Origin of the sequence: Dasania marina DSM 21967 (genome assembly GCF_000373485.1) — a bacterium.
GTDB classification, from domain to species: Bacteria; Pseudomonadota; Gammaproteobacteria; order Pseudomonadales; family Dasaniaceae; genus Dasania; species Dasania marina.
On the sequence record NZ_KB891588.1, the window covers coordinates 13,940 to 40,129 of the forward strand.

A 26,190-nucleotide genomic window follows, 5' to 3' on the forward strand; every position below is an offset into this window, starting at 1 on the left:
GGTATCCCTAAAATCATCTACAATATTACTTAAACAATAAAGGCCTTAATGCTAATAACAATAAAAGAGCGCAGCCTGTGAGCGAAACATCTACCATTATTATCGCGGATGATCACCCGCTATTTAGGAGTGCGTTAAAAACGGCCATTACCGGCCAACTACCTCTGTACAACATTGTCGAAGCACAGGATATAGACTCGCTACAAGCTAGCGTAGAAACGACGCCCGATGTAGTACTTATCTTACTGGATATACAAATGCCGGGCGCACATGGCTTTAGCGGTTTAATTCACCTCAGTGCTTACCACCCAACTACCCCTGTGATCGTGGTCTCTGCTCATGAAACCCCAGAAATCATCGCCCGTGCGATGAGCCATGGTGCTGCAGGATTTCTACCCAAAAGTAGCCCACTGGAAAGCATTGGCGATGCCATTCATGCTGTTTTAGAAGGGCAATTATGGTTACCTGATAATTTTGATGAGTCGGTATTAAGCCAGTGCGATGAAGAGCTAAAAGTCGCAAGTGTTATTTCAACATTAACCCCAAAACAATTTCGCGTTGCCACCATGCTAGCTCAAGGCTTGCTGAATAAACAAATTGCCTATGAACTGAATATTACAGAGGCAACCGTCAAGGCTCACGTCACTGAAATTTTTAGAAAGCTGGGGGTCAACTCCCGCACCCAAGCGGTATTAGCGATCAGCCAGCTAGACGTACACCCAAACGCTATACCCCGCTAAGATTTTTTACGCGATAGCTTTCGCACTAAACCTCTCAACGCAGCTGGCTGAACCGGCTTGGGTAAAAACAAATAGCCGGCAGTGTGCACCTCTTCACGTAAATCATCAGAGTTATCGGCACTGATCACAATTGCTTTCTGGCTAACACCCCAGTGCAGGCCTAAAGCCTCTAAAACTTGTAAGCCTGTCTCGCCGTCGTCCAAATGATAATCAGCCAAAATAACATCAGGCGCGCCATCAAATTTCCAGAGTTCTAACACGCTACCTAAGCTAAACGCGCAACAAACAAAACAGCCCCACTGCTCAAGCAATGATCGCATACCGTTAAGAATTTGCTGTTCGTTATCGACACATAAAACCCGTAAACCCCTTAAATCAGAGATAGCTATTTGCCTATTAACTTTCTGCTTACTTTCAACAACCCCTAAAGGCACATTAATTCTAAACACAGAGCCTTTGCCCAACTCAGACTCAAAGCTTAAACGATAACCTAATAGCTTGGCCATTCTATTAGCGATAGATAAACCCAAGCCTAAACCTTTTTGGCCGTCGATACCGGCGCCATCACCTAGGCGCTCAAATTCTTCGAATATTTTTTTTCTGTCTTTCTCAGCAATGCCTGCTCCGGTATCCCACACTTCTATATCAAGTGAATCTTTATGAATACGACAGCCTAGCAATACTTTTCCGCGCCGGGTATAGCGCAGAGCATTTGACAAAAAATTTTGTACTATTCTTCGCAGTAAGTGTTTATCGCTATATACCCATTGCTTACAAGGCACCCAATGTAAATCTAATTGTGTCTTTTGTGCCAACAGACCAAATTCGCGGGCTAACATCTCCAAAACATCTGCTATAGCAAAATTCTCACGCTTAGGCACCAGCTTACCCGAATCTAAGCGGGCCACCTCTCGCATTGATTCAATCAAATTTTCAGCCCCAGACAAAGCACTGTCAATATGATCGACGTCAATCTTTATAGATTGAATGTTTTTATCACCCTGTGCCATAGCTGCCGTTTTTTGCTGCATGGTCGCCACAAATAAACGTGCGGCATTAATAGGTTGCAATAAATCATGGCTTGATGCGGCCAAAAAATTACTCTTGCTACGATGTACAGAGCTTAATTCTTTTTCAATTTTTGCCCGTATTTTATTTTCATTCTTCAAAGATTGGTTAGCCAATGACAATTCAGCTGTTCTTTCAATAACTCGGCTCTCTAAACTTAATTTTGTCTGAATTAACTCATCCACTAAGGCGGAACGTTTAGTAACATCCATATAGGTTGTTACATAGCCGCCATTTTCAATGGGTATGCCACTAATCTCTACCACCATACCATTGGGAAGTTCTCTCTCGGTTTTATAAATCTCAGCCTGACGTAAAAAATTTAATCTTTTTTCTACTACGCCATCTATATCATCATGATCGCCTTCACCGAGATAACCACGCTCAGCATTAAAATAATAAACTTTAGCAATTGGGCAGCCCACGTATAACAAGCGAGGCGGGTAATCGAACATAGCTTGATAACGTTCATTCCAAGCCACCAGATTTAAATTACCATCAACAACACTCACACCTTGAGGTATTGTTTCTAAAGTGACCTGCAACAAATTTTGGTCAAACTGTAATTGCCTAGACCGCCCTCCCATTAACGAAACAAAGTCTTCAATTTGCACAGGTTTTTGCTTTCGCAATAGCTCTACAGCCTTATGCGCCGACACCGCGCCAATGATCGCTGCTAGGTTATCTTCAACGACTTTCACAACAAAACGAGGTGCTTTATCCAAAGGCAACAAGCGACGGCCAATCTTAACCTCAAATTCACGCCACAACTCTGAGTACTTAAATGGTTCCAACAATGGTTGAAGTAATGTTTGTAGCTGTCTAACTTCTATCCCTGTCAGATCAAAGTCATATTGTTGAAAGCTATAACGACGACGCAGCTGGGTAAAACTATTTGCCTGCCGTAAATCTAAACTATTAAAGCGAGAATACTTTGAAACCATAATGAAACCTGCGAAATTAAATAGCAGGCTCCAAAAAACACCGTGGCTTAGCTGCCCCATCCCCCCTGTACCCAACAAATTTATTGGCGACAACCAAGCTATATGCCAAGGGCCGTTAAGCACTAAGGAATGGCCCTGACCTAATACGGAGGGAAGTAAAAAGCAATAAAACCAAAAAAAGACGCCTAACATCAACCCCGTTAGCACTCCGTTTCTATGGCCACGCTGCCAGTATAAAGCGCCTATTATCGCAGGCATTAACTGAGCGGCGGCGGCAAAGGATATTAAACCTATAGACGCTAACGCCTGACTTTGACTAAAATTTAATTCCAACAACCAAGCCAATAACAAAACAACAACAATAGAGATACGCCGCACTAAACGTAGACGTTCACCTAAATTACCTGCCGCCATATCTGACCGGGAACTAAGCCATAACCATAACGGCACGACTAGTTCATTAGAAATCATAATTGATAGGGTAACAGCAGCAACAACAACCATACCGGTTGCCGCTGAGATAGCACCGATAAAGGCCAAGCTCGTCAACCATTGGCTGCCTTGCATCATCGGCAATAATAAAACATAGGCATCACTAGAATATTGTTGATGACTTAGCAGCTGTTGGCTGGCAATAGCAATGGGTACAATAATTAAAGAAATAAGGGCCAAATACAATGGAAATAACCAACGCGCGGTTCGTATATCTTTTCTACTATGATACTCAACAACCATGACATGGAACTGTCTAGGTAAACAAACAACAGCCACCATAGCCAGAAAAGACTGGGTGACAAAATTTAAATCGAAGCTGCTATTTTCAATGAGTGGCGCTATAGAAAAAGATCGCTCCACCCCTTCCCCCACAAGTAATTGTATAGCTAATAAGCCGATAATAAAAAACACAATTATTTTTACTAAGGATTCAAATGCAATAGTGGTAATCATCCCTTGATGTCTATGGGGGCCATCAATTACACGGGTACCAAATAAGATAGCAAAACAAGCCATCACTAAAGCGGTAACAAAGCTACTACCATGCTTATTAACTTCAGTGCTCAACTCTATAACCCCATCGACGATGGGTAGTTGAATCGTTGACCAAACCAACGACACCGCTTTTAACTGTAAGGCAATATAAGGCAATGAGCCCAGCACAGCCACCAAGGTAACGATAGCTGCTAAGCCCTGACTTTTACCATAGCGTGAGCCAATGAAATCGGCGATTGAGGTGACTTTATTACGAGATGAGATGACCAATAACCGACGCAAGAAACGCCAGCCCAGCAGAAATAAAAGAATAGGCCCCAGATAAATAGGCAAGAAGCTCCAGCCATTATCAACCGCCTGGCCTACCGCCCCTAAAAATGTCCAAGAGCTACAATATACGGCCAGTGAAAGGCTGTATAAAACCGGTTGTACCCATGCCTGTTTGAACTGCCAAAACTCAGATCGCCAAGCGATATAAAACAAAATGGCAGCGTAAATAAACGCACAAAGTAATAACAGCTGGCTATCCATAAAAAGAGCGGGCCTTTAGGTATTATTGTTAATGGCATAGCAGCGGTGAGTAACCCTCACCGCTACCTGCATTCTATACCATGTGACCGAAGCTGCTACTGGACTATAGTCGTAGAATATCGACTAATTTAATTGCGGCTAATAAGGCTAGGGGATAAGTATTAGCCTTTAAATCTTGAAAACACGGACATAACCGGCCCAGATAAGGCATAGGCAAAAAAGCCTATCAACAAAATACGCGCGGGGTCCAGCATAACAACACCAAACAACAGAATAACCGCTATGATCATCACAAAAGGCACACGCCCTTTCAAATCAAAACCCTTGAAACTGTGATAAGGCACATTGGAGACCATTAATATACCCATGGCCGCAGTGATAAGGCCCGCAAAAACTGCCAGCCAAGTCGGTAGATCAGACGCCACATAACCCCATTCAAAGCACACCCACACAACACCCGCTACCACCGCCGCTGCGGCAGGACTGGCCAAACCGGTAAAAAAGTTTTTATCGGCGGTATCAATTTGGGTGTTAAACCTAGCTAAACGCAAAGCGGCGCAGGCTACGTAGATAAACGACATGGCCCAGCCCAACTTGCCCAAATCACTTAAGGCCCAGCTAAACATCACCAATGCCGGCGCCACACCAAAGGACACCATATCGGCCAAGCTATCGTATTCGGCACCAAACTTACTTTGAGTATTGGTCATACGGGCCACGCGGCCGTCTAGGCCATCTAGCACCATGGACACAAAGATGGCGATGGCGGCGGCCTCAAAACGACCGTTCATGCTTGAAACTATGGCATAAAACCCTGAGAACAATGCCGCTGAGGTAAACAGGTTAGGTAGTAGATAAATACCTTTATGGCGCTCTGTTTTACCATCCACTTTTACTTCCTCCTCATGCTCATCAACAAGGTTTAAGGGGTCAACGGCGGCACTGGCAGACTCGGCTTTATCTTTACTGGGCGACTTATCGCCATCATTGATCGCCTTTAAATCTATCGGATCTTTACTGTTATCAGTCATAAAATAGTCTTTAGCCATGATGGAAAACCCCCATGATAAATTAAAAATCGATTTGATACGATGCCTTTGCACATTCCCAAAAGGCACGCAGCTGCGGATTGTCCATGCGTTGCGTCAAAGCACACACCCCCACCGCAAAGGGCGTCAGCGGGGGCTGCACATCCAGCACCTGCACTTGGTCGCGCAAGGGGCTATTGAGTAACACCAACTCTGGCACCAGCCCCATACCAAAACCCAGCCCTACCATGCTCACTATCGCTTCGTTACCACTCACCTGCGCGTAAATATTGGGTTTTAGTTCTTGCTGGCGAAACCACTGATCCAGCCTAGCCCGCGCAACCCCGTGTTCAGAAAAGATAAACGGCAACTTATCCCAGGGCAGCTTCTGCCCCTGCGCCAAGCAATCCCTTATAGTTTGCTGCAACTGGCAAGGCATGGCGGGATAGATAAATAGCAGCGGTGAATGCAATAAGGTTTGAAACTGCAGTTTTGTCGACAACTTGTCTGGCCTGGCGGCTATGGCCACATCTTCATGGCCGGCTTGTATGCGACTGACCGCCTCGGCATGATCACCCGTGTGTAACTTGATATCTATACCTGGGTAGCGATGCCGAAAAGGCTCTAAGATGCCGGCCAACACGCTGTAAACCGCCGTGACCGAGCAAAATACGCTGACCTCGCCGCTAATATGCTCGGCATCTTGTGCCATGGCGGCATTGAAACGCTGCCACTGGGATAAGCTTTGCTTGGCATAGTCGTGAAACTGCCTACCCGCCGCTGTTAAGCGCACACTGCGGTTATCGCGCTCTAGCAAACGTTGGCCCAGCTCATCTTCCATGCGCACGATGGCGCGGCTGACTGCCGAGGCGCTCATGTGCATATACTCGGCAGTTTTGGCGAAATGTAAGGTTTCGGCTAGATTGGCGAAGAGTTGTAGTTGTTTGGTGTCCATAAAAACTCTATTCAGAGAACCAGGGGACAGAGCGCTACGCGGTCTGTCCCCGCATACTGTGTTGCGATTTACGCAATACAGTATGCCAAACATATCATTTTACGCAACATACGTTTTTCTATATAGTGCCCGGCATTATTAGTAAAGGGGTCAGAGCGCTAGGCGGGCTGACTGCTACCATCAGAAAGGGGGACGGAGCGCTGCGCGGTCCATCCCCCGACTTTTCAGGAGAATAGATTATGGGCCAGAACTACTTTAATACCCTGCCACTACGTGTGCAGCTACAAGAATTAGCAAAATGCCGCTTTATGGAGCAATCAGAATTTGCTGACGGCTGCGAATACATCAAAGGTAAGAAGATTGTTATTGTTGGTTGTGGCGCACAGGGCCTTAACCAAGGTTTAAACATGCGCGACAGCGGCTGTGATGTTTCTTACACCTTGCGTGCTGAAGCTATTGCTGAAAAGCGTCAGTCTTTCAAAAACGCCTCTGAAAACGGTTTTACTGTGGGCACTTACGAGGAATTAATTCCTACTGCTGACATCGTGATGAACCTAACGCCAGACAAGCAACACACAGCTGTTGTTACTGCGATCATGCCCTTAATGAAAGAAGGTGCTTGCTTGGATTACGCGCACGGCTTCAACCTTGTTGAAGAAGGCATGCAAATCCGTAAAGACATCACTGTTGTTATGTGCTGCCCTAAATGCCCAGGTACTGAAGTACGCGAAGAATATAAGCGCGGTTTTGGTGTTCCAACCTTGATCGCAGTACACCGCGAAAACGACCCTAAAGGCGACGGCCTAGACATCGCAAAAGCCTTAGCGTCTGCCACTGGCGGCGATCGCGCCGGCGTACTTGAGTCGTCTCCTATTGCTGAAGTTAAGTCTGACTTAATGGGTGAGCAAACCATTCTTTGCGGCATGCTGCAAACCGGTTCTATCTTGTGCTTCGACAAAATGGTTGAGCAAGGTATAGACGCCGGTTACGCCTCTAAGTTTATTCAGTACGGTTGGGAAGCTATAACTGAAGGCTTAAAACACGGCGGCATCACCAACATGATGGATCGCTTAAGCAACCCCGCTAAAGTAAAGTGTTTTGAAATTGCTGACGAACTAAAAGACATCATGCGTCCTTTATACGAGAAGCACCAAGACGACATTATGTCTGGTCACTTCTCTACTACCATGATGGCTGACTGGGCTAACGACGACGTTAACCTACTAGGCTGGCGTGCGGCCACTGCTGAAACCAAATTCGAAAAAGCCACTAACGCCGATGTAGAAATCAGCGAGCAAGAGTTTTACGATAAAGGCATCTTAATGGTTGCTATGGTTAAGGCCGGTGTTGAATTAGCTTTCGAAACGATGGTTGCTGCCGGCATCAAAGAAGAGTCAGCATACTACGAGTCACTGCATGAGACGCCATTAATCGCCAACACTATCGCCCGTAAGAAACTGTACGAAATGAACGTGGTTATCTCTGATACCGCTGAGTACGGCTGTTACTTGTTCGACCACGCTTGTAAGCCACTATTGGCTGACTTCATGAAGAACGTATCTACCGACATTATCGGCAAAGGCTTAGCCCAAGACGACAATGGCGTAGACAACGCTGAGCTCATCGCCATCAACGCTGAGATACGCTACCACCCTGTAGAAATCATCGGTGAAGAGCTGCGTGATTATATGACGGCTATGAAGAAGATTGTTTAACGCAGCGCTGCTGAGTTAAACAATCAGCGCTAAGCTACGAGCTTTAAGCTGTAAAAAAAAAGGCCGAGTCTCTATGAGATTCGGCCTTTTTTATGGGACATACCACACACCTAAATTCAGTGCACCTCATCAAACCAACGCTCTAAAAAGTCTATACACTGCACAATCTTGGCCGGCACAAAATGCCGTGCGGGGTATAAGGCATACAGTGTTAGCTTCGGCTTCTTTGCGCCCGCTAACACCTCCACTAGTTCGCCATTATCCAAGGCACTGCGGCAAACAAAGTCGGGTAAAAATCCTAAGCCTAAGTCAGCCTTTATCGCCTCCATCATAAACAGTACGCTGTTCACCCGCAACGCGCCGTCTATCACCACGCCATCTTCTATAGGCCAAACATTTTTGCCCTTAAAATAGCTGTACACAAAACAGTTATGCGACTGTAAATCTCGCGGCAAGGAGATCGGTGCATGGGATGCTAGATAACCCGGCGATGCACAGACATGGTAGCTAAACTCGGTCAGGGGCCTCCCTACATAACTGGAGTCAAAGGGGCGGCTAGAGGCGCGAAAACCCAAATCAAAACCCTGCTCAACTAAGTCGACATCTTCATCGCCCAAGTGTATATCCAGCGCTATATCGGGATAGGCACGCATAAAATCGGCGAACATTTTTGACAGCTCGGTAATACCTAAAACCATAGGCGCGTTGATTTTAAGTTTGCCGCGGGGGTTATGCTGCAGGTCGCTCACAAAGCTGTCGGCATCGTCTATTTTTTCTAGAATCTCTCGCGCCCGCTGCAAATAGCCTTCGCCCACGTGGGTGAGCTGCACGTTGCGGGTAGACCTATGCAATAGGCGGGCGCCTAGATCATCCTCTAAGCGGCCAATCTCTTTGCTGATCATCGATTTCGAGACATTGATTTGCTCAGCCACTCGGGTAAAGCTCCCCAAGTCAGCCAGCCGCACAAACAACTGAATAGCGCGTAATTTATCCATCCCTGTTATCCATTTCTGTCACCCCCCTACCATCCTCGTCTTTCGACATCACAGTCACACTGTTCTCACTTTGGAAACATTTGGTTCTAATTGTAACTATATATGCATTGTTAGCAAGCCCTTAGACTGCCCTACATCGCATTGAGAGATGAGATGCCTAACAAACTGATTGGAGAGCACCATGTACACACTTTATTACCTACCCGGCGCATGTTCTTTGGCAACCCAAGTGGTATTACACGAACTTAAGCAAGACGTAACGATCATCGACAAACAACAAGTGGAAAATTTCCCTGCCATCAACCCCATAGGCACGGTGCCCGTGTTGGTTGATGGTGACAAAACCTTACGCGAAGGAGCCGCCCTGATGATCTACTTACTCAATAAACACCCAAACAGCATGCTGCCAACCTCTGGCGCGGCGCGCGAACAAGCCATACAAGACCTTATGTTTGCCAATGCCACCATGCATCCCGCCTATGGTCGCTTATTTTTTATCGCCCAGCACATTAGCGATAACGACGCCAAACAATCGGCCTTCAAAGCAGCAGCTCTGGCGATTAATCAGCTATGGCAAGTGATAGAGCAGCAGCTAACAGCACACGCTTTTCTGGGTGGGGACCAGCCTTCGGCCGCCGATATTTTGCTCGCGGTGTATTCACGTTGGAGCGCCAGCTTCCCAGTAGAAATCCTATTGGGGCATAACAGCCAAAAAATGGTCGCTGCGGTACAAGCTATGCCCAGTTTTCAACGCGCCGTGAATGCTGAACAACAGCAATCAGCCGCTTAGCTCAGTAACCATAGCGGAGATGAATATGAGTAATACCGCATCTAGCAATTCCTGTGACACGGATTTTGGCGCCCATGAGTTTGGCTTAGTGATGGCCATAATACGGGATTATTTTGATGGCCTGCACTTTGGCGATGTCGCTAAGTTGGCAGCCATATTCCATCAGGATGCGTTTCTAAAAGCCCCCGGCTTACGGCGCAGCCTTAAGCAGTGGCTAGATGCGGTTGCTACTCGGCCAGTACCAGCCCAACAGGGCAAGCCCTATGACTACCAATTACTGGCTATAGAAATCATTAAAGATCAGGCCATGGTGAAACTGCAGTGCCCGTTATTTGATCACGACTATGTCGATTTTTTGGGACTGCTAAAAGAAAACGGACGCTGGTTAATCGTCAATAAAATGTATAGCGATTTGCAGGTCCGCAATTCATGAGCGCAATAAAAGTAGAGGTAATACACGATATTGTTTGCTCTTGGTGCCCCATAGCTTATTCCAACCTGCAGCAGGCGCTGCGCAATCTGGCGATTGCAGCCGACATTTATTTTTTACCCTATGAACTGAATCCCGACATGGGGACTATGGGTGAGGAGATAGACTATCACCTAGAACGGCGCTACCAATGGAACGAGGTAAGGCGACAGAGTTATCGCAGCCACTTATTAACGGCGGCTAAACAGGCCGGCGTTTGCATAGACTTTGCTAAGCGCAGCCATTACTACAACAGCAACAAGGCACACCGGTTGCTGCACTGGTGTGAAAGCCAATGCAAACAACAAGCCATGAACAAGCTGCTAATTGACGCCTATTTTAAGCACGGCCTGGATATTAGTAACGCGCAGGTCTTGTTGGATTTGGCTGAATCATTGGGTTTGGATAGGCCCCAAGCAGCACAGGCGCTGAGCTCAAATGACATCAAGCAGCAACTACTGATTAAAAAGAGCCGCGTTCAAGAGTTTGAATTAAGCAGCGTGCCGGCTTTTATTTTTAATGAACATAGCTTAGTCACCGGTTCAAACTCTGTGGACTATTTTGAACAAACAATCAAAGACCTAACAACAAACCAAGCCAGTTTTCATGTTGCAAACTAGCTTATTAACTTTCCAAAACCTTAAGCGAGAAAAACGATGCCCTACGTCAATATTAAAGTCACCGATGAAAACGTCACCAAAGAACAGAAGCAAGCCCTCATAGCAGGTACTACTCAACTGCTAGTCGATGTGCTTAATAAAAACCCGGCAACCACCTTTGTGGTTATCGATGAAGTGAACACCGATAACTGGGGCATAGGCTACGACCAAGTTACCGCCTTACGAAAAAAAAAATAGGCGTCACACTATGAAAGCTTGGCTAATATTACCTTGCATGGCGATTTGTGCAGGCGCACTCATCCCCGTGCAAGCTGCCGCAAACGCAAGCCTCAGCAAATCCATAGGCAGTGTTGTGTACTCAGCATTATTGTTGTTTGTCGTCGGTTTGCTGTTTATTAGCAGTTACGTGCTGATTAACCGCGTACCTATGCCCAGCATCGCGGACTTTGCCAAGGCTCCTGCTTACAGCTATATAGGCGGCTTAATTGTAGCCAGCTACGTACTGTCTATTACCTACCTCGCTCCGCGTATGGGCGTAGGTAATGCCATTTGTTTTATTGTCACTGGCCAGATTGTTATCGCGGTACTAATAGATCATTTTGGTGTATTAGGTACGGCAGTCACTACCATCGATTTTCAACGCAGCGCAGGGGTGATATTAATGATTACCGGATTGTTTTTAGCCCGTAGTAGCTGAGCTACTAACTGCTGGGTTGATTACAGATATTCACATTATTTGCTCACTAATCAGCACATTGAATAAGAGCAAAATAGTGATTTAAATTTCTACAACTAAACCCTATAAGCCTGCGTTAATTGCACAAAGGCATTGCTAATACCCAGCAAGTCTTCACTGACATTGAGCGACTGCTCACTTTTATGGCTGGCCACCTGTGCCTTTTCCGCCACTTGCTCTATGCCGCGGCTAACATCGTTAATGGTATGGGCCTGTTGCTCAGCCTGCACCACTATGGTGGCCATCAGGCCGTTAATATCGTCCACCTTAGTCATTAATAACTGATAAACCTGACCTGCGTCTTGAGAAATTTTCGCTGTGTCTTCGCTGCTGTTTAGCTGCCCCTGCATCACTACGCTTAAGCTGGTAGTGGATTGCGACACCTGGCTAATCAGTCGTTGAATTTCATGGGTGGCCTCATTGGTTTTGCCTGCGAGGTTTCGTACTTCGTCAGCCACCACTGAAAACCCTCGCCCCTGTTCGCCTGCCCTAGCCGCTTCTATGGCCGCATTTAATGCTAGCAAATTGGTTTGCTCGGCAATACTTTGTATTACCTCAACAAAACTATTAATGCTTTGGGCGTGCGTCTGCAATGAGGCCAATGCTAAACCGGATTGCTGTATGCCTTGATGTAGGGACTCTATGTGCTGCAAAGACAGGGCAATTTTTTGCTGGCCCTGCAATAAAATATCACTGGCCTGTTGGGTGACGGTGGATATATTCAGGGTTTGCTCAGCCACATGCTGCACGGATTTGGCCACCTCGCTCACCAGTACTTCGGCCTGCTCTGTTTGCTGGCGCTGCTCGGCACTAAACTGGCAGATAGCGCCGGCACTATCGGTAACACTATGGCTGGCCTGCTGTATCTCACGGCTGCGACCACTAATATCGGCCACCAAATGTTGTAGCGATTGCTGCAAGACTTGGTAGGAGTTAAGCAAACCTGCTAACTCTTTAATGCGGCTGCGATTTATACTACGCGGTCGAAAATCGCCCTTAGCCAGCGCCGCTATATCCTTATTCACCGCACTCAACAAACCTGCCAGCCAGTGCTGAAAAACAAATACTGTAAAGGCTAAACTAATCATCGCCAAACTCACGACTACCATCACGGTATGTACTTGCTGCTCTATACGCACGCGCTGTGCCTGCACCTCGCTTTCCAAGGAGGATAATTGCTGCTGCAATAAAGCCAGTTGCTGTTTAACACTGACCTGCGCTTTCTGTCCTGCTGACAATAACGCTTGGCTGCGCTGTAACTCTTGCGGGTAGCGTTTGACCAAACTTTGCAACTCCTGCTTTAACAGGTCGCCCTTTTCCTCTACAGGCGCAACGCTATCGTCTTCACCCCATAGCAGCGCTTCCATATCATCACTGCTGTCTTGCACATAAACACCCAAGCTAGGCTGCTCGGCCAGGCTGCGTGATAACTGACTAAGCTGCTGCAAGGTTGCGGTAATGCTATCGGTAGACGCTTGGCCCTGCCCTAGGCTAAACAACTTGCTGCGGTATGCAGCCAACGCAACTAGCTCGCGGCTTAGTTGCCCCAGCAACGCTAAGTAGCGCTCTCTAGACTCCGCTTGCGGGCTTTGCTTGGCGTAATCCGCCAGCGCCGTTAAAGTCGCCAATATTTCCGATTCGGCCTGCTCTAATAACACTCCGTAATTAGCCGACAGCTTACCCACCGCTCTTAAATCAGTTGCTAAACGTTGTTGCAACTGCTGCGCCATAGGCAGTAGTTCAGCGCGCAACTCCGTATTGATGGCAGGTAAATCCTGAGTGATTAGCTCATCCACTAAAGCCTCAGCCTCCACTAAGCGCTGGCTATCCCCGGTCAATAAATAGCCCTCTATGGCTGAGAATATATCTTTATTCACTTTACTGCTGAGCTGGTAATAGCGCTCGGTAGACTGGGCGGTAAGATGTAACTGCTTTAACCCCCAAAAAACGGTAATGGCCAAACTCACCGTAAGCAGTATTAAACCGCCGACCATTAAAAAATTTATGTGACGGATTTTCATTGCGCTAAACCTCTACAGCTTAAAAAGGACATCGCACAATAAATTAATACAATTTCATGACAGAGGGATGACAGCCAACGATAAGCTAAACGCCAGTAACAAAAAAGGCCGCCTCTTTAGAGGCGGCCTTTTGATCTAACAATCTAGCTTAGCGCGGCGTATTAACGGCTAGGTTCAACAATATAGCGATTGGCATGCACAAAGGATTTAAAGTCGTTAAAGCGTACGCCGTTTTCTTTCATCACCTTATGAGCCACCTTGGCCACCATTTGCCGTATGTAAAAAGGCTGGCCGACTACGAAGTGATGGATGCCGTGGGTGCTGCCAAAATTAAAGCAGAACAAGTGAAAAGGCAGCATAAACCAACCTTTTAACACTTGGGTTTGTTGCAGAATATTGTCTACACCGCCGTAGTAATGCATGTGCGAGGTGACAAAATTCAAACAGCCTGAGCGCAAGAAGTTGGGGGCAATTAATACCACCACTAAGAAGTTAAGGCCAGAGACTATGTTTAGCATCCAAGCGGGATAGGCCAGCGCCGTACCCCATAAAAAATCTACGCCGTGAAACACTAAAAATGCATACCAAGCGGTAAAATACAGCACCGCAATAGGAAAGGCGGATGACAGCATTTTCTCTACATCAAACTCATCCACTTCTTTGCTTAATACTTTGCGGCGTACCAACATACCCAGTAAGCCGTCGAACATCACCAGATAACGCAGTAATTGATTGCCTATGCCATTGCCCACTAAGCGCTCTTCTAAATCCTGTTGCGTACCTGAGGTTTTGTGATGTAAAAAATGCATCTTGCGCCTATACCAGGGGTTAATGGTGTTGGGGCGCATAATCCACACTAGCCACATCATTAGGTTGTGCATAAAGGCGTTTTTCTTAAAATACTGCCTATGAATTAAGTCATGCTCTAACTCATGGGAGAGGGAGGCGAAAATAGCAGCCGCCACTATGGCCGCCCAGGCGGGAATAACATCAACATAATACAGCGCTGCCGAACCCATCATGCCCACTAAAGAGAACAGCATAATCCCCAAACCTATCCAGTCTTGATACTGGAGGATGGTATATTTTGCGCGCAGACGGGCCTCTTCGGCACGGATGGTCGTCACTATACGCTGAACACGCTCTTCGACATTAAGTGTCTGTAAGGAGTCTGACAACTTCATAGGATATTTATAGCTCTGGTAAAAACTAACGGGGATACGCTAAGGCCGGTTATGGTAGCAAAAAAGTGCCGGGGTTTATATCGCTATTAGCCCCTATGTCACTGCTTATATCTCCGTTACCATAAACCCTGCCACAGCTTCAGCCTAGCACAAAAAAAAAGGAGCAGCTCACGCCACTCCTTTCATTTATCAGCCAGTGACTCCCTTTACAGGATCCGTTTATAGGGTCAATGCCTTATCACCACGGGCTATGCCCGACACACCGCTGCGTACCACCTCAATAATAGTGGCTTCACCCAGCGCCTCAATAAAGGCGTCCAGCTTGTCGGACGTACCTAAAATCTGGATGGTATACAGGGTTGAGCCTACATCCACGATTTGGCCGCGGAAGATATCGGTAGTGCGCTTGATTTCAGCACGCTGAGCACCGGTGGCCTTGACCTTGATTAGCATCAGCTCGCGTTCTACGTGGGAGCCCTCGCTAAGGTCAACCAGCTTTACCACATCGATTAAGCGGTTTAAGTGCTTAATAATCTGTTCTATTTTGCTGTCATCACCAACGGTGGTGAGGGTCAGCCGCGATAGCGTTGGGTCTTCCGTGGGGGCCACGTTTAAGGTTTCAATGTTATAGGCGCGTTGCGAAAATAGGCCAACCACACGGCTTAGCGCGCCGGGCTCGTTCTCTAGCAAAACGGAAATAATATGTCTCATTAACTTCTCTCCCCTTTGCTTAACCACATATCGCGCATAGAGCCATTAGGGGCTATTTGCATGGGGTATACATGTTCATGTCTATCCACATAGATATCCATAAACACCAGCTTATCTTTTAAGCTAAAGGCTTCTTTCATGGCGTCATCTAAGTCTGATAATTTATCTACTTTCATACCCACATGGCCATAAGCTTCGGCCAGTTTGATGAAATCGGGCAACGAGTCTTCATACTCGCTCTGCGAGTAGCGGCTGCTGTATTGCATATCCTGCCACTGCTTAACCATGCCTAAATAACCATTATTCAAGTTGATAATTTTCACCGGCAGTTTGTACTGGGTACAGGTGGACAGCTCCTGTATGTTCATTTGTATGCTGCCTTCACCGGTAACACAGGCCACATCGGCCTCAGGGTAAGCCAACTTCACCCCCATGGCGGCAGGCAGGCCAAAGCCCATAGTGCCCAAGCCACCGGAGTTGATCCAACGGCGTGGCTTGTTAAAACGATAGTATTGCGCGGCAAACATTTGGTGCTGGCCTACATCAGAGGTTACATAGGCATCACCCTTGGTGGTGTTATATAAAGACTCTATAACCTGCTGGGGCTTAATTAAGCCGGTGCTGGTGTCATAACGGGGCGCGGTCCACAAACCATGGGTGTCGCGCCACTCGTTAATCTGCTTCCACCAAGCCTCTATAGCATCCTCATCCAACACCACTTCACCACTGCGGTTGTACTCTTTTACCTGCGCCAGCATGTCTTTTAACACCACATCTACAGGCCCAACAATAGGGATATCCGCCATAATGGTTTTGGAGATAGCCGCGGGGTCTATGTCTATATGAATAATCTTGGCGGTGGGGCAAAACTTACTGACCGTGTTAGTGACGCGGTCATCAAAACGCGCACCCGCTGCCAAAATCACATCGCTGTGATGCATAACGGTATTAGCCTCGTAAGTGCCATGCATGCCTAACATACCCACATACTGCGGATCGTCGGAAGGAAAGCCCCCTAAGCCCATTAAGGTATTCGTCACCGGCACGTTTAAGGCGCGAGCCAAAGCGGTAAGGTAATCGCTGGCATTACCCTGAATAACACCCCCACCCGAATAGATTACCGGGCGCTTGCCTGACATCAATAACTTCACCGCCTTTTTAATTTGGCCGGAGTGCCCTTTCACCGTAGGGGTATAGGAACGCAGCTTGATTTTGTCGGGGTAGTGATACTCAAATTTCTCAGCCGGGTTGGTAATATCCTTAGGGATATCAATAACCACAGGGCCGGGCCTACCAGTAGAAGCCAGATAAAAAGCCTTTTTGATAGTCACGGGGATATCACTGGCTTTTCTTACCAAAAAGCTGTGTTTAACAATGGGACGCGATACACCGATCATGTCTGTTTCCTGGAAGGCATCTTCACCGATCTTATCGGAAGGCACCTGACCAGAAATAACCACCATAGGGATGGAATCCATATATGCGGTAGCGATACCCGTAATAGCATTGGTAGCACCGGGGCCAGAGGTCACCAACACCACACCGGTTTTACCGGTGGCGCGGGCGTAGCCATCAGCGGCATGGGTAGCCGCCTGCTCGTGGCGCACTAAAATATGTGGCACTTTCGAGGTTTGGAACAGGGCATCATAAATATGCAGCACAGAGCCGCCAGGATAACCAAATATAAACTCAACGCCTTCATCTTGCAGGGCACGTGCGACCATTTCGCCGCCTGATAACATCTCCACGGAGGTTTCCTCGTGTAATAATAAAAAACAATGAGAGAGTACGGCAACTGACAAGCTAGGAAGCTTATAAAGGCTGGCGCAAACTCACAACCAGGGTGTCTCCCTACTGGGAACACACCGCACGAGGTAACTAACACTGAGGCTAGGCAACCCCGCAACACGGCTATGTGCTTGCAGAATTAGGGAGCGTCCCGCTGTCGAGGCCGGTAAGCAACGACACGACGCTAATATCGACACCGGTAAGTGGACGATATTGGCTAATTTTCAACGGCCAATTTTGCAGCATAGTCAGACAAAGTCAACATGGCAGCGCTTAAAAAACCGTAAATCTATGAAAAACCTGTTCTACGCCAAAGAAATTTAAACGGAATGTGCTCAAACCCTGTCAAAACGGCTATGATTTGTCATAATCACTCTCAATATCATTACCACGCTAAGCGATTGTTTTTAAAGCAGCGTAACCTTAAATGGAATGGACAGGCCCTAACAATGAATAACAAAATTTTGCACCTAGTTTCATTTTTCGCTATTGCACTGAGCTTTAGCGCTACGTTAGTCGCCGACCCCTCTGGCTATTACCGCTGGAAAGATAGCGAAGGCAACTTAAAGCTCTCTGACCGCCCGCCCGAAGCCGGCATTAAAGCGGAGTTTGTAGAAACCCCAGGCTCCAAAAAAAGCCGCGGTAGCAGCGAGCCCGTAGCCAGTAGCAGCGCCGAGCAAGAAGCCGCTGCCACCAAACCTGAGCAGCCTTTAAAAATGGAAATAATGCCACCCAAAGATCCCGCGCGCTGCAAGCAGGCGAAAGCCAATATGCAAGCCTTTGAAGGTGCCGCCAGAATTCGCATTACCGATGCCGATGGCACTCAACGCCTAATCACCGAAGAAGAAAAACAGGTACAAGTCGAACGCGCGCAAAAAGCCATACGCGAAAACTGCAATTAAGCCGTAGGGCTTAGCGGCAAAAAATAGCAGACAAAAAAAAACGGCATGTACTCCATGCCGTTTTTTTATGCCTTGTCATAATCTTTCACAACTAAGCCAACTTAACTAAAACTTACCTGTTCCCCTACCAAATCAGCATTAATCGTAGCGCCTGGATCAAACTTACCTTGCAGTAGTTCTTGCGCCAAGGGGTTTTCTATATATTGCTGTATGGCACGTTTTAGCGGCCGGGCACCGTAAACCGGATCAAAGCCTATGCTGACAATTTTATCCATTACCGCATCGCTAAGCTCCAGCCCTAAGCTTTTATCCTGTAAGCGCTTGCGTAAAATCGCCAACTGCCTTTCGGCTATGCCACGAATTTGCGCCCTGTCTAAGGGGTGAAATACCACAGTTTCATCTATGCGGTTAATAAACTCAGGGCGAAAATGGGTACCTACCACCTCCATCACTGCGTCTTTCATTTGCTGGTAGCCACCTTCACTGCCAGACAACTCCTGTATTATGTCGGAGCCTAGATTAGAGGTCATCACTATCACGGTATTACGAAAATCCACGGTGCGGCCCTGACCATCGGTGAGACGACCATCATCTAATACCTGCAATAAAATATTAAACACATCGGGGTGTGCTTTCTCTACCTCATCCAGCAGCAATACCGAGTAAGGCCTGCGCCTTACCGCCTCAGTTAGATAGCCACCCTCTTCATAGCCCACATAGCCGGGAGGTGCACCCACCAACCTAGCCACCGAATGTTTCTCCATAAACTCCGACATATCAATGCGTACCATGGAGTCTTCGGTATCGAACAAAAAGCTAGCCAAGGCTTTACACAACTCCGTTTTACCCACCCCAGTAGGGCCCAAAAAGATAAACGAACCATTGGGGCGATTGGGGTCAGACAGCCCCGCCCGCGAACGACGCACGGCATTGGCAACGGCGGTTACCGCCTCATCTTGGCCGACTACGCGCTCATGCAAAAAGCTTTCCATACGTAGTAATTTGTCACGCTCGCCTTCCAACATTTTGGATACCGGTATGCCAGTCCAGCGCGACACCACTTCGGCCACTTCTTCCTCGGTGACTTTATTACGCAATAAAGTCATTTCCATCATCTCGGCCTGTCCAGCCATATCCAGCTGCTTTTCCAATTCAGGAATTTTGCCGTATTGCAGCTCAGACATGCGGGTTAAATCGCTGGCCCTTTGTGCCGCCTCCAGTTCCACACGGGCCAACTCCAAGGCCTCTTTAATTTTTTGCGAACCGTATAGCGCGGCTTTTTCTGCCTTCCAAATTTCGTCTAAATCGGCAAATTTACGCTCGGCTTCGACGATGTCTTTATTTAAAATATCCAACTGCTTTAAGGCGGCGCTATCGGTGTCTTTCTTAACCGCTTCGCGTTGAATTTTTAATTGAATTAGGCGGCGCTCTAATCGATCTAAATCTTCAGGCTTAGAGTCTATCTCCATGCGTATGCGGCTGCCGGCCTCGTCAATTAAGTCTATGGCTTTGTCGGGCAGCTGCCGGTCGGTGATATAACGCTGGGATAGTTTTGCGGCGGCAATAATGGCCGAATCGGTAATGTCGACACCGTGATGCACTTCGTAGCGTTCTTTTAAACCGCGCAGTATCGCAATGGTGTCTTCTTCACTGGGCTCGTCTACTAATACTTTTTGAAAGCGGCGCTCTAGTGCCGCATCTTTCTCTATATATTGGCGGTATTCATTCAACGTGGTGGCACCCACACAATGTAGCTCACCACGGGCCAAGGCGGGTTTGAGCATATTGCCCGCATCCATAGCGCCTTCGGCCTTACCGGCCCCCACCATGGTGTGCACCTCATCAATAAATAAAATGACCTGGCCTTCTTGTTTGGACAATTCGTTGAGCAGTGATTTTAAACGCTCCTCAAACTCACCGCGAAATTTTGCGCCCGCCAATAAAGAGCCTAAGTCCAATGATAATAAGCGTTTGTTTTTTAAACCTTCAGGCACTTCGCCATTGACTATGCGCTGGGCCAAACCCTCAACAATAGCGGTTTTACCCACGCCGGGTTCCCCAATTAATACGGGGTTATTTTTAGTACGGCGCTGCAACACTTGTATGGTGCGGCGTATCTCTTCGTCGCGACCTATTACCGGGTCTAACTTGCCCTGCTCGGCACGTTCGGTTAAATCTATGGTGTACTTTGCTAAGGCCTGACGCGACTCCTCTGCATCCGGGTCGTCTATGCTCTCACCACCCCGCACTTCTTCAATAGCGTCATGCAAGGATTTTTTATCAACACCCACATCTTCCAATAAGGTAGCAAGCGCATTTTTAGTTTCAAACAACGCCAGCAATACCGTTTCGCAGGATATGTAGCTATCTTTTTTTTGCTGGGATAACTTATCGGCAATATTCATTAAGCGCGCTAAGTCATTAGACATGAGTATGTCACCAGAGCCGCCCTGCACCGAAGACAATGCATTTAGCGCGTCATTAATGGCTTCGCGCAAGCGAGTAATGCTAGCACCGGCCTGTGACAACAAAGGCCGCACCGAGCCACCACGCTGCTCTACCATAGCCGATAACAAATGTATGGGTTCTATAAACTGCTGATCTTTACCTATCGCTAATGATTGGGCATCGGACAGCGCTGTTTGTAACTGATTAGTTAAACGATCAACTCGCATTACTCACCTCTATAAAAGTGTAATAAACTCTGTAAGCCATAGCTTATTAATAATAGTGACTTATAACAGTGTAGTGTGGGCATATTGGCCAATATCAAGCTAGCAGTCAAAAGAAAAGCCTAAGCCTTGCGATAGATCAAACTAGCCATGCGGCCGGTGACGCCATCGCGACGGTAGGAATAAAAACGCTGAGGGTCGGCATAGCTACAGTACTGGCCACCGTATATGGCTGTCACCCCAACAGCTTGTAAATGATTACGCGCCAATTGATAGAGATCGGCCATATAATATTGTGGTCGCTCGCTGGCCACAAAGGCGTAGCGATTTTGACTATGGCGCGCGACAAACTGCGCGTAAACCTCAGCCCCCACCTCAAAATGCTGGCCGCTAATAGCTGGCCCCAGCCACACCAATAACTGCTGCGGTGGCGCCTGCATGCGGGATACTGCTTGTTCGACTATGCCAGCCGCCAAGCCTCGCCAGCCGGCATGAATGGCCGCCACTTGCTGCCCCGCCTGATCACAGAGTAATAGTGGTAAGCAGTCGGCGGTTTGCACTACGCACACGCAGTTAGCCGCAGTGGTGGTAGCGCCATCGGCATCTAACTGCGCTGACGGCAGCTCGACGATATCCGTGCTGTGAGTTTGCTTAAGCCATGCTGGCTCTGCGGGTAGTCGACACTGTTGGCTAATAATTTGCCGGTTGCGCTGCACGCTAGCAGCCGCATCCCCCACATGGGCGGCGGGGTTTAAGCTGCTATAAGGCGGTAGGCTAACACCGCCCTGGCGGGTGCTGGCCCAAGCCACTACGTTGTCGGGGGCGGGCCAGTCTGGCTTGATAAAATGCTGGAGCTTAGCTGTCGTGCTCACTCAATACGCTCAATAAATGTTGCATATCGGCAGGCAGGTCGACTTCCCAAGATACCAACTCGTTGCTATCAGGGTGCATCAACTCTAAACGCCTAGCGTGCAGGGCCTGACGACCAAAACTGCGCAGCGTTTCGATAAGCTCGGTACTGGCCCCTTTGGGTATACGCGGCCTGCCGGCATACATAGGGTCGCCCACTAGCGGGTATTTAATATGCCCCATGTGTACGCGAATTTGGTGAGTGCGGCCTGTTTCCAGCATGCAGCGCACATGGGTATGGTGCACATAGCGCTTAATCACCCGGTAATGGGTAATCGCCTCTTTGCCCGCTATGGTGGAGACGGCCATTTTTTTACGCTGCTTGGGGTGCCTAGCCAAGGGGGCATCAACGGTACCGCCGCCGGTCATACGACCCATGCATACGGCCTCGTACTCTCTATGTACGGTGCGCTCCTGTAACTGGTTAACCAAATGATTTTGTGCTGCTAGGGTTTTGGCCACGACCATCAAGCCCGAAGTGTCCTTATCTAACCTATGCACTATGCCCGCTCTGGGCACGCTGGCTGAATCGGGATAGTGGTAGAGTATGGCATTTAATAAGGTGCCGCTGCCATTGCCTGCCCCGGGGTGTACCACTAGGCCGGCAGGCTTGTTAATCACTAATACGGCATCATCTTCATAGATAATATCTAGAGCTATAGGCTCAGCTTCCCAACGCTCTTCGTTTTCCACTTCTACCGCTAGCGCCAGCTGTTCGCCGCCTATTAGCTTATCCCTGGTTTTCTTTACTTCGCCGTCTACAGTAAGCACGCCCTCCTTTATCCACAACTGTAAGCGAGCGCGGGAGTAATCGGGGAACAACTGCGCTGCTACTTGATCTAAGCGAGCGCCGCGCAAGTCTTCAGGGACTTGTGCGTGCAATTGGATAGTTTCTGCCATTAGGGGCCTTTATTTATAAGCAGCGCACTTTATGCGAAACGGTGGCTGTGGTTAAATACCGGGCTTGCATCTAGCAAGACCTTGCGGGAACAATAAGCCGCATTGTATATGAATTTTGGGGATATCGTTGAATGAACAGAGTAGTTAAGGCCATTTTTCTGAGCGCGGCGCTAGGCTTAAGCGCCTGCGCCACTGACGATGTCTCCCCGCAGGATATGACAGAGCGGGAGTTATACGACCGAGCCCAACAAAGTCTGGATGATATGCGCTTTGATACTGCGGTAAAGCGCTTTCAGCTATTAGAGGCTAGGTTCCCCTTTGGCCCCTATGCCGAGCAGTCCCAGCTGGAAATTATCTATGCCCATTTACGCAGCCTAGAGCCAGAAGCCGCCATAGCCTCAGCCGATCGTTTTATACGCCTGCACCCACAAAGCCCCAACGTTGACTATGCCTATTATATGAAAGGCTTGGCCAACTACACCGAGGGCGACGGCTTTCTAGACCAGTTTATGCCCACCGACATGACTGAGCGCGACCCCGGCTCGGCATTAAAAGCCTTTGAAGACTTTCGCCAGCTGCTGTACCGCTACCCCGACAGCAGCTATGCCCCCGACGCCAGAGCGCGTATGGTCTACCTGCGCAACCGTCTGGCACGCTACGAGATCAACGTTGCCAACTACTATTTTAAGCGCAAAGCCTATGTCGCCGCCGCTAACCGTGGCCGCTATGTGGTTGAGAATTACAGCCAAACCCCCGCCGTGGCCGATGGCTTAGCGGTTATGATTCAGGCTTATATGCTTTTGGGTATGGATGACCTAGCTGAAAATTCGCTAAAAGTACTGGCGCATAATCATCCCAAGCACCCCTCTTTAGATAAAAAAGGCCGCTTTATCGCCAAGTTCACCTTACAGGATGAAGAAGGCTCTACTATTAACAAGCTAACCCTAGGGCTGTTTGATAGAGCGGATCCGCCTAAATTTGATAACCGCCCCGATTACATGATTCGTTAACACTAATATGACTAACACTGATATTGCGCAACAAATTATTGAAGAAATGCGGGTACTTCCGCATATAGATGTGGGTTTTGAAATTCAACGCCGTGTAGCTTTCATCAAAAAGCAGCTAGTCAACTCTGGCTTAAAAAAACTGGTACTGGGCATTAGCGGCGGCATAGACTCCACCACCTGTGGCCGCTTGGCGCAGCTGGCCGTTAATGGGCTTAATGAAGAAATGGGCGGCAATGACTATCAGTTTATAGCCGTACGCTTACCCTTTGGCGTGCAAGCCGATGAAGAAGATGCGCAAGCGGCGGTGGGTTTTATTCAACCCAGCCATAGGCTAAGCCTAAACATCAAACTGGGCGCCGAGGGCATACACGAACAAACTTTGCTCGCCCTACAGCAAAGCCAATTGCTTAACGCCCCGCAGGCCGCGATAGACTTTTCTAAAGGTAATGTCAAAGCCCGCACGCGTATGGTGGGGCAATATCATATAGCCGGCATAGTCGGCGGTTTAGTGTTAGGCACCGACCACTCCGCCGAAAACATCACCGGATTTTTTACCAAATGGGGCGACGGCGCCTGTGACTTAGCGCCGCTATTTGGCCTTAACAAGCGCCAGGTAAAGCAATTAGCGCAGCACCTAGGCGCGCCCGAACAACTGGTTAACAAAGCCCCTACTGCCGACTTAGAATGCCTAAGCCCGCAAAAAACCGATGAAGATGCCCTAGGCATGAGCTACCAACAACTGGATGACTTTTTAGAGGGCAAAACCGTAGAACCAGCGATACTAGAAAAAATAATAAGCATCTATACTAAAACCCAACACAAACGCGCCCCTATACCCACGATTTACCATCACTAGCGGCTTACACACACAATAATCACTCAGTGGCCCTACGTTGAAAAACTCCAGCCTAGAATTAGCCGAACAAAAAACACAGGTACAAAACCTTACCTTACTCAAGGTCTACAGTGTTTACCGGTTAATTCTGGCTGCAGCGCTGTTATTCAGTTTTTATTTTTTTGATGAAAACCGCTTAGTAGGTAATGTTAAACCGGGTCTTTTTTTATACGCAGGTTACAGCTACCTGATTGTTAATCTTATGAGCTGCGCTTTTATACTGCCACGGCTCAAGCCCTTAGGTAAACAGCGCTTATTTCTCACATTTTTTATAGACATAATCGCCATTATATTAATTGCTGACAGTGCCGGCGGTATTAAAAGTGGCCTAGGCATATTACTGGTGGTGATTATTGCCGCCAGCAGCATAGTCATTACCGGGCAAGTAGCCACACTGATTGCCGCCATAGCCAGCATTTTTTTACTAGCAGACACCTTCCATCTCATTTCACAGGATTACATTAGCCAATCCAACATATTCCCTAGTGGAGTTTTAGGCTTAGTCTTATTTGCCACTAGCTTTTTCATTCAATCGCTATCGCGACGCATGCGAAAATCGCAACTAGAAGCCGAGCATAGCGCCGCCGAAGCTCAGCGACAGGAACGGCTCAATCAGCTGATTGTGCAGCGCATGCAAACCGGTATTATTGTTAGCGATAACAACGGACATATCACTACCTGCAATCAAGCCGCTAAAGATTTATTAGCCAACAACAATAGCACTATGCTACCGCCGATTTTATTCAAACAACTCTCGCAATGGCGTGCGAACCCCAGCATACGCCACAACCCTTTTCAAATTTCTGAATTCAGCCCCGAAGTGCAGGCCAACTTTTCAGGCTTAGACAATGAAAAAGAAAGCTTAATTTTTCTGGAAGACAATCGCCAAATTACCCAGCGCGCCCAAGATATTAAACTGGCCTCGCTAGGTAGGCTCACCGCCAGCATCGCCCACGAAATACGCAACCCCTTAGGTGCCATCAGCCATGCGGCACAGTTACTAAAAGAGTCCACCCACTTAGATGCCGCCGACTTACGCCTTAGCGGCATTATTCAAAGCCACTGCCAACGCATGAATCAGGTGATAGAAAATATTTTACAACTATCGCGCCGCAAAGCGCCCAAGATAGAAACGATTAATCTCAATGAATGGCTGGAACAATTTATTACCGATTTCACCCAACACCACCCCGACGCCATTATTCGATTGCTATCGCTACAAAGCAATTGCCTAGCCACGGTAGATAGCAGCCAATTACAGCAAGTATTAGGCAATCTGATGGAAAACGGCATACGCTATAGCAAAAAGAAAACGGGCCAAGGTAGCTTACAACTGATAGCTAATCTTGATAACACTAAAAAACTGCCCTACTTAGATATAGTAGACGACGGTGATGGCATAGCCCCTGAGCAGCAGGCACATTTATTTGAACCTTTTTTCACTACCGAAACCTCAGGCACAGGCTTGGGTTTGTTTATTGCCCGCGAAATGTGCGAAGCTAACCAGATACGTTTGGACTATCTCATCAATAATGGCAAAAGTACTTTTAGGCTTAGCTTTGCTCATCACGAAAAGCGCCTATCCCAAAATACGCCCCTAAAGTAAAAAATAGACTT

The 26,190-nt window shown here is 47.8% G+C and carries 22 protein-coding genes; 11 read left to right on the plus strand and 11 right to left on the minus strand.

Annotated elements, in window-relative coordinates; all coding sequences use genetic code 11:
* Positions 1-77 precede the first annotated feature (77 nt).
* Complete coding sequence (locus tag B067_RS0116215; RefSeq protein ID WP_019531135.1) at positions 78-740, plus strand: response regulator; 663 nt, start codon at positions 78-80, stop codon at positions 738-740.
* Here the strand turns inward: B067_RS0116215 and B067_RS0116220 are convergent.
* From B067_RS0116220 to ilvY, 3 genes are all read right to left on the minus strand, one after another.
* Entirely contained in the window at positions 737-4,273 is a 3,537-nt protein-coding gene (locus tag B067_RS0116220) for a PAS domain-containing hybrid sensor histidine kinase/response regulator (RefSeq protein ID WP_019531136.1), read from the minus strand. The genes B067_RS0116215 and B067_RS0116220 overlap by 4 nt on opposite strands.
* A 161-nt stretch (positions 4,274-4,434) precedes the next feature.
* Entirely contained in the window at positions 4,435-5,304 is an 870-nt protein-coding gene (gene pssA / locus B067_RS0116225; protein WP_156820867.1) for a CDP-diacylglycerol--serine O-phosphatidyltransferase, read from the minus strand.
* 40 nt (positions 5,305-5,344) lie between these two features.
* A complete protein-coding gene (gene ilvY, locus B067_RS0116230; protein ID WP_019531138.1) occupies positions 5,345-6,256 on the minus strand; it encodes an HTH-type transcriptional activator IlvY in 912 nt (303 codons plus the stop codon).
* Between the two features lie 239 nt (positions 6,257-6,495).
* Between ilvY and ilvC the strand changes: the two genes are divergently transcribed.
* Entirely contained in the window at positions 6,496-7,971 is a 1,476-nt protein-coding gene (gene ilvC, locus B067_RS0116235; protein WP_019531139.1) for a ketol-acid reductoisomerase, read from the plus strand.
* Between the two features lie 116 nt (positions 7,972-8,087).
* Here ilvC and B067_RS0116240 read toward each other — a convergent pair whose 3' ends face one another.
* The gene (locus B067_RS0116240; protein WP_019531140.1) at positions 8,088-8,966 is read right to left on the minus strand and encodes a LysR family transcriptional regulator; all 879 of its coding nucleotides are present in this window, start codon (positions 8,964-8,966) and stop codon (positions 8,088-8,090) included.
* A gap of 181 nt (positions 8,967-9,147) precedes the next feature.
* On the opposite strand from B067_RS0116240, the gene B067_RS0116245 reads away from it, so the two are divergent.
* From B067_RS0116245 to B067_RS0116265, 5 genes are read left to right on the plus strand one after another with little or no spacing between them, the layout of a single operon-like run.
* Positions 9,148-9,756 (plus strand): glutathione S-transferase family protein, encoded by a 609-nt coding sequence (locus B067_RS0116245; protein WP_019531141.1) that lies wholly within the window; start codon positions 9,148-9,150, stop codon positions 9,754-9,756.
* A gap of 25 nt (positions 9,757-9,781) precedes the next feature.
* Positions 9,782-10,189 (plus strand): nuclear transport factor 2 family protein, encoded by a 408-nt coding sequence (locus B067_RS0116250; protein ID WP_019531142.1) that lies wholly within the window; start codon positions 9,782-9,784, stop codon positions 10,187-10,189.
* Positions 10,186-10,845 carry a DsbA family oxidoreductase gene (locus B067_RS0116255; protein ID WP_019531143.1) on the plus strand — a complete coding sequence of 220 codons (660 nt, stop codon included), beginning with the start codon at positions 10,186-10,188 and terminating at the stop codon, positions 10,843-10,845. Before B067_RS0116250 ends, B067_RS0116255 begins: the two co-directional genes overlap by 4 nt.
* Positions 10,846-10,881: 36 nt before the next feature.
* Positions 10,882-11,082: a tautomerase family protein gene (locus B067_RS0116260; RefSeq protein ID WP_019531144.1), complete on the plus strand. Its 201-nt coding sequence runs from the start codon at positions 10,882-10,884 to the stop codon at positions 11,080-11,082.
* A 10-nt stretch (positions 11,083-11,092) separates the two neighbouring features.
* Positions 11,093-11,542: a DMT family transporter gene (locus tag B067_RS0116265; protein ID WP_019531145.1), complete on the plus strand. Its 450-nt coding sequence runs from the start codon at positions 11,093-11,095 to the stop codon at positions 11,540-11,542.
* Positions 11,543-11,637: 95 nt separating this feature from the next.
* Here the strand turns inward: B067_RS0116265 and B067_RS0116270 are convergent, their stop codons facing one another.
* From B067_RS0116270 to B067_RS0116285, 4 genes are all read right to left on the minus strand, one after another.
* Positions 11,638-13,602, minus strand: coding sequence for a methyl-accepting chemotaxis protein (locus B067_RS0116270; protein WP_019531146.1), 1,965 nt, complete (start codon positions 13,600-13,602; stop codon positions 11,638-11,640).
* Between the two features lie 161 nt (positions 13,603-13,763).
* Entirely contained in the window at positions 13,764-14,786 is a 1,023-nt protein-coding gene (locus B067_RS0116275) for a fatty acid desaturase (protein ID WP_019531147.1), read from the minus strand.
* A 219-nt stretch (positions 14,787-15,005) separates the two neighbouring features.
* Positions 15,006-15,497 carry an acetolactate synthase small subunit gene (gene ilvN / locus B067_RS0116280; RefSeq protein WP_019531148.1) on the minus strand — a complete coding sequence of 164 codons (492 nt, stop codon included), beginning with the start codon at positions 15,495-15,497 and terminating at the stop codon, positions 15,006-15,008.
* On the minus strand, positions 15,497-17,245 hold the full coding sequence (locus B067_RS0116285) for an acetolactate synthase 3 large subunit (RefSeq protein WP_026244730.1): 1,749 nt from the start codon (positions 17,243-17,245) through the stop codon (positions 15,497-15,499). Before B067_RS0116285 ends, ilvN begins: the two co-directional genes overlap by 1 nt.
* Before the next feature lie 489 nt (positions 17,246-17,734).
* On the opposite strand from B067_RS0116285, the gene B067_RS0116290 reads away from it, so the two are divergent.
* Complete coding sequence (locus B067_RS0116290) at positions 17,735-18,187, plus strand: DUF4124 domain-containing protein (protein ID WP_019531150.1); 453 nt, start codon at positions 17,735-17,737, stop codon at positions 18,185-18,187.
* A 101-nt stretch (positions 18,188-18,288) separates the two neighbouring features.
* Here B067_RS0116290 and clpB read toward each other — a convergent pair whose 3' ends face one another.
* From clpB to rluD, 3 genes are all read right to left on the minus strand, one after another.
* On the minus strand, positions 18,289-20,862 hold the full coding sequence (gene clpB, locus B067_RS0116295) for an ATP-dependent chaperone ClpB (protein WP_019531151.1): 2,574 nt from the start codon (positions 20,860-20,862) through the stop codon (positions 18,289-18,291).
* Positions 20,863-20,981: 119 nt separating this feature from the next.
* Positions 20,982-21,731 carry a peptidoglycan editing factor PgeF gene (pgeF, locus tag B067_RS0116305; RefSeq protein ID WP_019531153.1) on the minus strand — a complete coding sequence of 250 codons (750 nt, stop codon included), beginning with the start codon at positions 21,729-21,731 and terminating at the stop codon, positions 20,982-20,984.
* On the minus strand, positions 21,715-22,668 hold the full coding sequence (rluD, locus tag B067_RS0116310) for a 23S rRNA pseudouridine(1911/1915/1917) synthase RluD (RefSeq protein WP_019531154.1): 954 nt from the start codon (positions 22,666-22,668) through the stop codon (positions 21,715-21,717). Before rluD ends, pgeF begins: the two co-directional genes overlap by 17 nt.
* 131 nt (positions 22,669-22,799) lie before the next feature.
* Between rluD and B067_RS0116315 the strand changes: the two genes are divergently transcribed.
* Genes B067_RS0116315 through B067_RS20735 form a run of 3 tightly spaced genes read left to right on the plus strand, consistent with a single transcriptional unit; the run spans position 22,800 to position 26,179 of the window.
* Complete coding sequence (locus tag B067_RS0116315) at positions 22,800-23,678, plus strand: outer membrane protein assembly factor BamD (RefSeq protein WP_019531155.1); 879 nt, start codon at positions 22,800-22,802, stop codon at positions 23,676-23,678.
* 7 nt (positions 23,679-23,685) lie between these two features.
* The gene (gene nadE, locus B067_RS0116320; protein ID WP_019531156.1) at positions 23,686-24,534 is read left to right on the plus strand and encodes an ammonia-dependent NAD(+) synthetase; all 849 of its coding nucleotides are present in this window, start codon (positions 23,686-23,688) and stop codon (positions 24,532-24,534) included.
* 37 nt (positions 24,535-24,571) lie between these two features.
* Entirely contained in the window at positions 24,572-26,179 is a 1,608-nt protein-coding gene (locus tag B067_RS20735; protein WP_019531157.1) for a sensor histidine kinase, read from the plus strand.
* The last annotated feature ends 11 nt before the right edge of the window (positions 26,180-26,190 follow it).